The following is a 9,713-nucleotide window of genomic DNA, read 5'->3' on the forward strand; positions in this document are numbered from 1 at the left end:
AAAAGCGATTATCAATTTGGCAATGCAACTATAGCTAAAAATTATTATTATCATTTATTAAACCTTTTTCTATTATAAGTGTAAAAATAAAGGCTTTTAACCTATTTCAATGCATTATGTTTAACGAAAACTTTATTTTTGTATAAAAAAAATATAGAGCATGAAAGTTAAAGAACAAGGCCTTTATTTGCCAGAATTTGAACATGACAACTGTGGCGCAGGATTTATTTGTAACTTAAACGGAATAAAATCGAATGATATTATTCATAAAGCCCTCGATATCTTAATAAAATTAGAACATCGTGGAGCGGTAAGTGCAGATGGAAGAACGGGTGATGGTGCAGGAATCCTTTTTGACATCCCTCATAACTTTTTTAAAAAAGTATGTGATTTTGAAATTCCAGAAACAAGAGAATATGCTGTAGGAATGCTTTTCTTACCAAAAAAGAAAAACCAAGTTGACTTTTGCAAAAAAACATTTGAGAAGGCAGTAACAGATCAAAACTTAAAAGTGATTGGATGGAGAGATGTTCCTGTTGATGTAAGTAACTTAGGCCAAATTGCAGCTGAAAAAGAACCAACAGTAAAACAAGTATTTATAAGTAAGAATGGCTTAGAATTAACTGAACAAGAATTTAATGCCAAATTATTTGCAGCCCGAAAAATAGGAGAACATGCCATTAGAGATTCTAAAATTTCTGAAAGCCACAAGTTTTACTTTTCTAGTTTATCTACTACTACAATAATATATAAAGGGCTATTAATGCCAGAGGATATCAGTCGATATTATACTGATTTATCAGATACTGATGTAGTTACTCGTTTGGCATTAGTACACCAACGTTTTTCTACCAATACATTCCCTTCATGGGAACTAGCGCAGCCGTTTAGGTACATGTGTCATAATGGGGAAATCAATACCCTTCGTGGAAACATTAGTAGAATGCGTGCTCGCGAGGAGCTCATGGAGAGCCCTATATTTGGCGAAGACATAAAAAAAATGTTTCCTATTATATTAGAAGGAAAATCCGATTCTGCTTCTATGGATATGGTCATCGAGTTGTTATTAATGACTGGTCGTTCGCTTCCTGAAGCTATGATGATGGTGGTTCCTGAAGCTTGGGAAAAACACCAAACCATGTCTGATGAGAAAAAAGCATTTTATGAATACAATGCTTGTATCATGGAGCCTTGGGATGGCCCTGCTTCTATTCCGTTTACAGATGGAAATGTTATTGGAGCATTATTAGATAGAAATGGATTGCGTCCATCTCGTTATACATTAACAAAAAGTGGTTTTGTAATCATGTCTTCAGAAATTGGCGTACTTGATGTAAACCCTGAAGATGTCGTGCAACACGGTCGTCTTGAGCCTGGAAAAATGTTTCTTGTAGACATGAACGAAGGTCGCATTATAGAAGATGACGAAATTAAAAATTCTATTGTTACTAAGCGTCCTTACAGACAGTGGTTGAATGAAAATTTACTACCATTAGCCAAAGTACCTTATACTAATAATGAGAATCCAACAGAAAAATTGGATTATGAAACAAGATTACGTTTATTTGGGTACACTCTTGAAGATTTAAAAACTACAATCAACCCAATGGGGTCAAAAGGAGCCGAAGTAATTAGCTCTATGGGGAATGATACTCCGTTAGCCATACTTTCTGACAAACCACAACTTTTATATAACTATTTCAAACAATTATTTGCTCAGGTTACAAATCCACCATTAGATGGTATTCGTGAAGAAATAATTACGGATATTAGCCTTGCTGTTGGAGGTGATTTTAATATTTTTGAAATAGAATCTAAACAATGTAAAAAACTTAAAATTCAAAATCCCGTAATTTCAAAAGAAGATTTAGATAAGATAAAACATATTGATCATCCTGATTTTAAATCCATCTCGATTTCTACTTTATACAAAATAGAAAAAGGAGTAAATGGTTTAGAACGTGCGTTAGAAAAATGTGTTCAAGCAACATACAAAGCAGTTAATGAAGGCTACAATATTATAATCCTTTCGGATAGAGGCGTAAGTGAAGAAATGGCCCCAATACCTATGTTATTGGCCTGTTCTTATGTACACCATTCCTTAAATAAATTACAGGTACGTTCAAAATTCGGAATCATAATCGAATCTGCTGAGCCACGTGAGCCGCATCATTTTGCTTTATTATTTGGATACGGAGCGAGTGCTATTAACCCTTATTTAGTAAACGAAATCATTCGCGATCAAGTTGCTCAAGGTCATATTGCAGGTATTGATCCTGATTATGCCATTACAAATTATAATAAAGCTATTGCAAAAGGGATTCTGAAAATCATGAATAAAATTGGAATTTCAACTTTGCATTCCTATAGAGCTGCACAGATATTTGAAATTTTAGGTTTAAACAAAACATTCTCTACTAAATATTTTCCATATACTCCCTCTAGAATTGAAGGTATTGGTTTAATGGAATTAGAGAAAGAAATTAAACTCAGATATCAAAAAGCGTTTCCAAACTCAAAAATTGCAGGTTTATTACCTTTAGAAATTGGAGGTATTTACCGATGGAGAAGAAACGGTGAAAAACACATGTTTAACCCAACTACAATCGCTAAATTGCAGCAAGCAGTACGTTTAAACAGTCCTGAAAGCTACAAAGAATATTCAAACATGGTCAACGAGCAAAGTGCTAATTTGATGACGATACGCGGAATGTTCGAATTTAATAATTTGGATCCAATTTCTATAGATGAAGTAGAACCTTGGACAGAAATTGTAAAAAAATTCAAAACTGGTGCCATGTCTTATGGATCTATTAGCCAGGAAGCTCATGAGAATTTAGCTATAGCAATGAACAGAATTGGTGGAAAAAGTAACTCTGGAGAAGGTGGAGAAGATCCTAAACGTTTTCAGAAAGAAGTAAATGGGGATTCAAAAAACAGCGCTATTAAACAAGTAGCTTCTGGTCGTTTTGGAGTATCTATCAATTATTTAACAAGTGCCAAAGAGATTCAAATAAAAATGGCTCAAGGTGCAAAACCAGGTGAAGGTGGTCAATTACCCGGTGAAAAAGTAGTGCCTTGGATAGCAAAAGTTAGAAATTCTACTCCTTATGTTGGATTAATATCTCCGCCGCCACACCACGATATTTATTCGATTGAAGATTTATCACAATTAATATTCGATTTAAAAAATGCCAATCGTGAAGCACGTGTCAACGTAAAATTAGTTTCAGAAGTTGGTGTAGGAACAATAGCTGCTGGGGTTGCTAAAGCAAAAGCGGATGTGATTTTAATTTCTGGTTACGATGGAGGAACTGGTGCTGCACCATTAACTTCATTGCAACATACAGGTATACCATGGGAACTTGGTTTAGCCGAAGCACAACAAACCCTAATATTAAATGATTTAAGAAGTCGTGTTGTATTAGAATGTGACGGCCAACTTAAAACGGGTCGTGATGTTGCCATTGCAGCATTGCTTGGAGCAGAAGAATTTGGTTTTGCTACAGCTCCACTTGTTGCTTCTGGTTGTATCATGATGAGAGCGTGTCATTTAAATACTTGCCCAGTAGGTATTGCAACTCAAGATCCTGAATTAAGAAAAAACTTCAAAGGTACACCTGAACATATTATTAACTTCATGTATTTTATTGCTGAAGAGCTAAGAGAAATTATGGCTGAACTAGGTTTTAGAACCTTGAAAGAAATGGTGGGTCAATCACAAAAATTGAACGTTAATAAAGCAATTAAACATTATAAAGCAAATGGTTTAGATCTATCTACTATTCTTTATAAACCAGAAAAAGCTAAAACTGTTCCCAATCACAATACAACAACACAAGATCACGCATTAGAAAACGTATTGGATTTTGCAATTATAAAAGAAGCAATCCCCTCGATATATAGAAAAGAGAAAACTAGAGTTAACTTTAAAATTAAAAACACAGACCGTTCTGTAGGTGCTATTTTAAGTAACGAAATCTCTAAAATATATGGAGCACAAGGATTACCCGAAGATACAATATTAGTCGATTTTGAAGGTTCTGCAGGTCAAAGTTTTGGTGCGTTTGCAACTAATGGATTGTCTTTCAAAATTCACGGAAACTGTAATGATTATTTAGGAAAAGGACTTTCTGGAGGAAAATTAATTATCAAAGTTCCACCAACCGCTACTTTTAAACCTGAAGAAAATATCATTATTGGAAATGTAGCACTTTACGGTGCCATTACGGGAGAAGCTTACATTAATGGTATGGCGGGAGAACGTTTTTGTGTTAGAAATTCAGGTGCAACTGCCGTTGTAGAAGGAATTGGAGATCACGGTTGTGAATACATGACTGGAGGTACTGTGGCTATTTTAGGAAGAACTGGAAGGAATTTTGCTGCTGGAATGAGCGGTGGTGTTGCTTATGTTTTTGATGAAAAGAAACAATTTGAAAATGGCTTATGCAATATGGAAATGGTCGCTTTAGAAACATTAGAAGAAGATGATTTAATCAAATTAAGACGATTAATTAAAAACCATTCTATGTATACTAATAGTCCATTAGCAAAAAGAATTTTAGAAGATTGGGAAAACCAACAGAAACATTTTGTCAAAGTAATGCCTAGAGATTATAAAATTGCATTACAGAGATTAGCAGAAGAAAAGAAAATTGAAGAACTAATAGCAACAGCATAGTTATGGGAAAGATAGGCGGATTTAAAGAATACGATAGAACAGACGAAAGCAATATAGCAGTACCGGAACGTGTAATTAATTACAACGAATTTACGATCCCGCTACCGCAAGATAAAATTAAAGAACAAGGAGCAAGATGTATGGATTGCGGAATCCCATTTTGCCACAGTGCTTGTCCATTAGGGAATTTAATTCCTGATTTTAACGACATGGTATACCAAAATGAGTGGCAAAGTGCATTAGATATTTTACAATCTACTAATAACTTTCCTGAATTTACTGGTAGATTATGCCCAGCACCATGCGAAAAATCATGTGTACTTGGAATAATTGAAGAACCTGTTGCTATCGAAAATATTGAGAAAAACATTATTGAAAGAGGTTTTGCAGAAGGATGGATAAAACCACAAACTCCTGCAATGAGAACAGGGAAAACAGTAGCCGTAATTGGTTCTGGACCTGCAGGATTAGCAGCTGCACAGCAATTAAATCGTGCTGGACATACAGTAACTGTTTTTGAAAGAGACAATGCAATAGGTGGATTACTACGTTACGGAATTCCAAATTTTAAATTAGAAAAAGGAATCATCGACAGGCGAGTAAAAATTCTAGAGTTAGAAGGAATCACATTCAAAACAAATGTAAATGTAGGTTTTAATTATAGTGTTGACCAATTAAATACATTCGATTCAATCGTTTTATGTGGTGGTGCTACAGAGAGAAGAAGCCTACCTACAAAAGGAATTGAAATAAACGGAGTGGTTCAAGCAATGGACTTTTTAACTCAAGAAACTAAAGTCCTTTATGGGGAAGAAATTCCTAACCAAATAAAAGCAACAGCCAAAGATGTTATCGTAATTGGTGGTGGAGATACAGGATCTGACTGTGTGGGAACTTCAAATAGACAAGGTGCAAAATCAGTTACTAATTTTGAAATCATGCCAAAACCTCCAGTAGGTCGAAGCGAAACAACACCTTGGCCTTATTGGCCTTTACAACTTAAAACCTCTTCTTCTCATGAAGAAGGCTGTAACAGAAACTGGTTAATCAATACTAAAGAATTTATCGCAAATGATAAAGGAGACTTAGTAGGTTTAAAGACTGTTGAAGTAGCTTGGAAAATAACTCCAGGGCAAAGACCTGAATTAATAGAAAAAGAAGGTTCCGAAAAAATATGGCCATGTGATTTAGCATTACTAGCCTTAGGATTCACAGGACCTGAAAAAACATTAAGCGAACAATTAGGTTTACAAACAGATATGAGGAGCAATTATAAAGCAACAAATTATCAAACTAATATACCGCATATTTTTGCAGCCGGTGACATGCGTCGCGGACAATCATTGATCGTTTGGGCAATCTCTGAAGGTCGTGAAGCTGCTCGTGAAGTCGACTTATATTTGATGGGATCAACAAATTTACCTACAAAAGGTACTGGTGATTTACCCAGTTTATAATTAAAAAAATGAAATAAGTTAAAAATGGCTGCCAAATTGTATATTTAGGCAGCCATTTTATTTGGGGGTACCCATGCATCCACTATCGTTCCCGCATGGTCGGGCTGTACGCTTCAAGTCCTCGTCGCTTTCGTAAAAACTCCAGCGACTGTGGGCTATCCGCTTCCATCCCTTACCCAAAAGAAATAACACACATAAAAAAATACTTATTGTTAAATTCATAACTTTTTGTTATATTTTGTTAGAATTCATTCAATCGCTTGTGGAAACAAATAAAGTATAATAAATTTGCTAAAAAATAATAACCATGCAATCAAAAGACTTACTTCAACTAACAGAACAATTTGGCAGTCCCTTATACGTATATGATGCCGAAAAAATAAAATCACAATACAATAGATTAACTAAAGCTTTTTCTAAAGTTGAAAAGTTGCGTATCAATTACGCCATGAAAGCATTATCTAACGTTGCTATATTGCAACTATTAAAAGAAATGGGTTCAGGTCTTGATACGGTTTCCATACAAGAAGTTTTATTAGGATTACACGCAGGATATGACCCTGAAAAAATATTTTATACTCCAAATGGTGTTTCTCTTGAAGAAATTGAAGAAGTAAATGCAATGGGAGTTCAAATCAATATTGATAACTTGTCGATATTAGAACAATTTGGCACTAAACACCCTAATGTTCCTGTTTGTATTCGTATCAATCCACACGTTATGGCAGGTGGAAACACGAATATATCTGTAGGACATATTGATAGTAAATTTGGAATCTCAATTCACCAATTACCACACCTCGTTCGTATTGTTGAAAATACTAAAATGAACATTGTAGGTATGCACATGCACACAGGTTCTGATATTTTAGATATTGAAGTATTCTTATATGCTGCCGAAATTTTATTTGATGCAGCTAAAAATTTCAAAAATCTAGAATTTCTAGATTTCGGAAGCGGATTTAAAGTCCCTTACAAAAAAGACGATATCGAAACAGATATTGAAGAATTAGGAAAAAAATTATCCAAAAGGTTCAATGCATTTTGTACTGAATACGGAAAAGAATTAACGTTAATTTTCGAACCAGGAAAATTCCTAGTAAGTGAAGCAGGGCAGTTTCTTGTAAAAGTGAATGTGATCAAGCAAACAACATCAACAGTATTTGCAGGAATTGATAGCGGTTTTAACCATTTAATTCGTCCAATGCTATACGGTTCACAACATCATATAGAAAACATATCTAACCCAAAAGGAAAAGAGCGTTTTTATTCAGTTGTAGGATATATTTGCGAAACAGATACCTTTGCAAACAACAGAAGAATACCCGAAATAAAAGAAGGCGATATTTTAAGTTTTAGAAATGCTGGAGCATATTGTTACTCTATGGCCTCCAACTATAACTCAAGATACAAACCAGCTGAAGTATTGTGGATGAATGGTCAAGGTCACTTAATTCGTGCCCATGAAACATTTGAAGATTTATTAAAAAACCAAATTCCATTACCATTAGCAAAAAAAGTTTAGTTGATAAGCAAACATAAAAAAGGTGTATTTTTACAAAATACACCTTTTTTTATATCTAAATTTAATCATTCAATACTTCCTCAAGAACGTGAGCTTCTGTACCATTAGGAAAAGAAACTTTAATCTTTTGAGCAATCGTTGGTGCAATTTGAGTAATTTCTTTTTTATTAAAAGATTCCCCCTTTTTAATATGCCAACCATAGAAAATGGCAGGAACATGTGTATCGTAAGTATAAGTAGTTCCATGAGAAGTTCCAGTACCCTGATATTCAATGTAACCCGGTTTATCAAGAATTATCAAATCACCATTTTGAGTCACATCATATCCTTTAGCAATAAAGTTCAAGAAATAGTCATTCCCATTAGAATGTAAGATCTCGTCTTCTGTATAGACTCTTTTTACGTAATCTTGCGTCATTAAATAAGATTTAAAGGCTTCTTTAACTACGTTAAAATCAAGATTTTTAGATTTAATAATATCTTTATTAAAAAATAAATTAAAACTACCATAATTTAAAACCAAATCAACACCAAATGTCTTCATAGAAAAATCTTTTAGATTATTTCTAATATCTTTTGGACTTATACTATTCACATTGTACTTATGATCTTTTAAATAATTTACATTCTCCGCACCAGCATGATCAGCTGTTAAAAATAATAAGTAATTATCTTTACCAACAGTTTTATCTAAATAATTCAAAAAATCAGCAATAGTTTGATCTAAACGCAAGTAAGTATCCTGTAATTCCATAGATCTCGGTCCTAGTAAATGACCAACATAATCTGTAGAAGAAAAACTAACCGTTAAGAAATCAGTAATATTATCTTTACCTAGTTCTTCTTTTTCTATTGCTTTCATGGCAAATTCCGCCAACAAATTATTCCCGAAAGGAGTTGAGCGTAATACCCCAGCATCATTTTTAGCATACATATCCTTTAAATCGTAAGGAAAAACAGGAGCAATACTATTGTATAGTTTTCCTTCGTAAGGGTTATTATCTTCTAAGCTTTCATTATAAGTAGCTTTTGGTTTTAATAAATCCCATCCTTTATTAATGTAAGGCATATAATGTTTCTCATCATTGAATTTTTGAACCCAATCAGGCAACTTTTCACCATAAAAAGTACTCGAAATAAAAGAACCAGTTTTACTATACCAGAATGCCCAATTAGCAAAATGACCTGCTGGCAAAATAGCACCACGATCTTTTAGACTTAACCCAATAACCTTACCTTGGAAATTAGTACCCATTCTAAGTTCATCAGTAATCGTAGTTGTCAATAGATTTTTAGGAGACATTTCTCCTTCTTCTTTAGTTCCATCACCTACAGTACTTACACTAGCATCATCAGTACAATACACATCTTTACCTAATTTTCTACTAAACCATTCGTTACTAACTATTCCGTGAACTGCAGGTGTAGTCCCTGTGTATATAGACGCATGACCTGGAGCAGTATAAGTTGGCATATAATTGTAGTGCATATTTTGAAATGTATACCCATTTCCCATGAGTCTTTTAAAACCATCATTAGAAAAATCATTAGAAAAACGGTACAAATATTCCATTTTCATTTGATCAACAACAATACCAACAACCAGTTTAGGTCTTTCTTGTGCTTGTAAATTTGACATAATAATAACAGCCAAAAACAAAATCAGTTTTTTCATATTTAAATTTATTTTTTGAATACAAAAATAAGCATTAATGAACAAACTGATTTAGATATACGGTTATAATGACAAATAACCAAATTGATTTAACATAATATTAAACATTCATATACTTCGATGAAAATAATTTAAAACAAAAAAACTTCAGATTGGACAACTTTTTCTTAAAAAAAGGCACGATCCACAGTTAATCAATAGAGTTTTCAGGAGGACTCCCACATAACTGCATCATTAATTTAAAACAAAAAACCCCTATCCGATAAGGATAGGGGTTTTTAAAGAAAGGCGACGACATACTCTCCCACATAACTGCAGTACCATCTGCGCAGGCGGGCTTAACTACTCTGTTCGGGATGGGAAGAGGTGAGCCCC

The 9,713-nt window shown here is 33.9% G+C and carries 4 protein-coding genes and 1 rRNA gene; 3 read left to right on the forward strand and 2 right to left on the reverse strand.

Annotated features, from left to right (window positions below):
* Nucleotides 1–160 precede the first annotated feature (160 nt).
* The 3 genes from gltB to lysA all read left to right on the forward strand — a co-directional run bounded on the left by gltB (nt 161) and on the right by lysA (nt 7,663).
* The gene (gene gltB / locus HNP99_RS15705) at nt 161–4,681 is read left to right on the forward strand and encodes a glutamate synthase large subunit (RefSeq protein ID WP_173854397.1); all 4,521 of its coding nucleotides are present in this window, start codon (nt 161–163) and stop codon (nt 4,679–4,681) included.
* A 2-nt stretch (nt 4,682–4,683) separates the two neighbouring features.
* Nucleotides 4,684–6,138: a glutamate synthase subunit beta gene (locus HNP99_RS15710; protein ID WP_173854398.1), complete on the forward strand. Its 1,455-nt coding sequence runs from the start codon at nt 4,684–4,686 to the stop codon at nt 6,136–6,138.
* 307 nt (nt 6,139–6,445) lie between these two features.
* Nucleotides 6,446–7,663 (forward strand): diaminopimelate decarboxylase, encoded by a 1,218-nt coding sequence (gene lysA / locus HNP99_RS15715; RefSeq protein WP_173854399.1) that lies wholly within the window; start codon nt 6,446–6,448, stop codon nt 7,661–7,663.
* A 61-nt stretch (nt 7,664–7,724) separates the two neighbouring features.
* Here lysA and pafA read toward each other — a convergent pair whose 3' ends face one another.
* Complete coding sequence (pafA, locus tag HNP99_RS15720) at nt 7,725–9,338, reverse strand: alkaline phosphatase PafA (RefSeq protein ID WP_173854400.1); 1,614 nt, start codon at nt 9,336–9,338, stop codon at nt 7,725–7,727.
* Nucleotides 9,339–9,621: 283 nt separating this feature from the next.
* Nucleotides 9,622–9,713 (reverse strand): 5S ribosomal RNA (gene rrf, locus HNP99_RS15725); the annotation flags it as partial.

Origin of the sequence: Flavobacterium gelidicaeli (assembly GCF_013294005.1) — a bacterium.
In the GTDB taxonomy this organism is placed as follows: domain Bacteria; phylum Bacteroidota; class Bacteroidia; order Flavobacteriales; family Flavobacteriaceae; genus Flavobacterium.

Bases quoted from the DNA above. Each gene is read 5' to 3' on its own strand.
- gltB (WP_173854397.1), top strand. From the start codon at position 161: ATGAAAGTTAAAGAACAAGGCCTTTATTTGCCAGAATTTGAACATGAC.
- pafA (WP_173854400.1), bottom strand. From the start codon at position 9,338: ATGAAAAAACTGATTTTGTTTTTGGCTGTTATTATTATGTCAAATTTA.
- lysA (WP_173854399.1), top strand. From the start codon at position 6,446: ATGCAATCAAAAGACTTACTTCAACTAACAGAACAATTTGGCAGTCCC.
- HNP99_RS15710 (WP_173854398.1), top strand. From the start codon at position 4,684: ATGGGAAAGATAGGCGGATTTAAAGAATACGATAGAACAGACGAAAGC.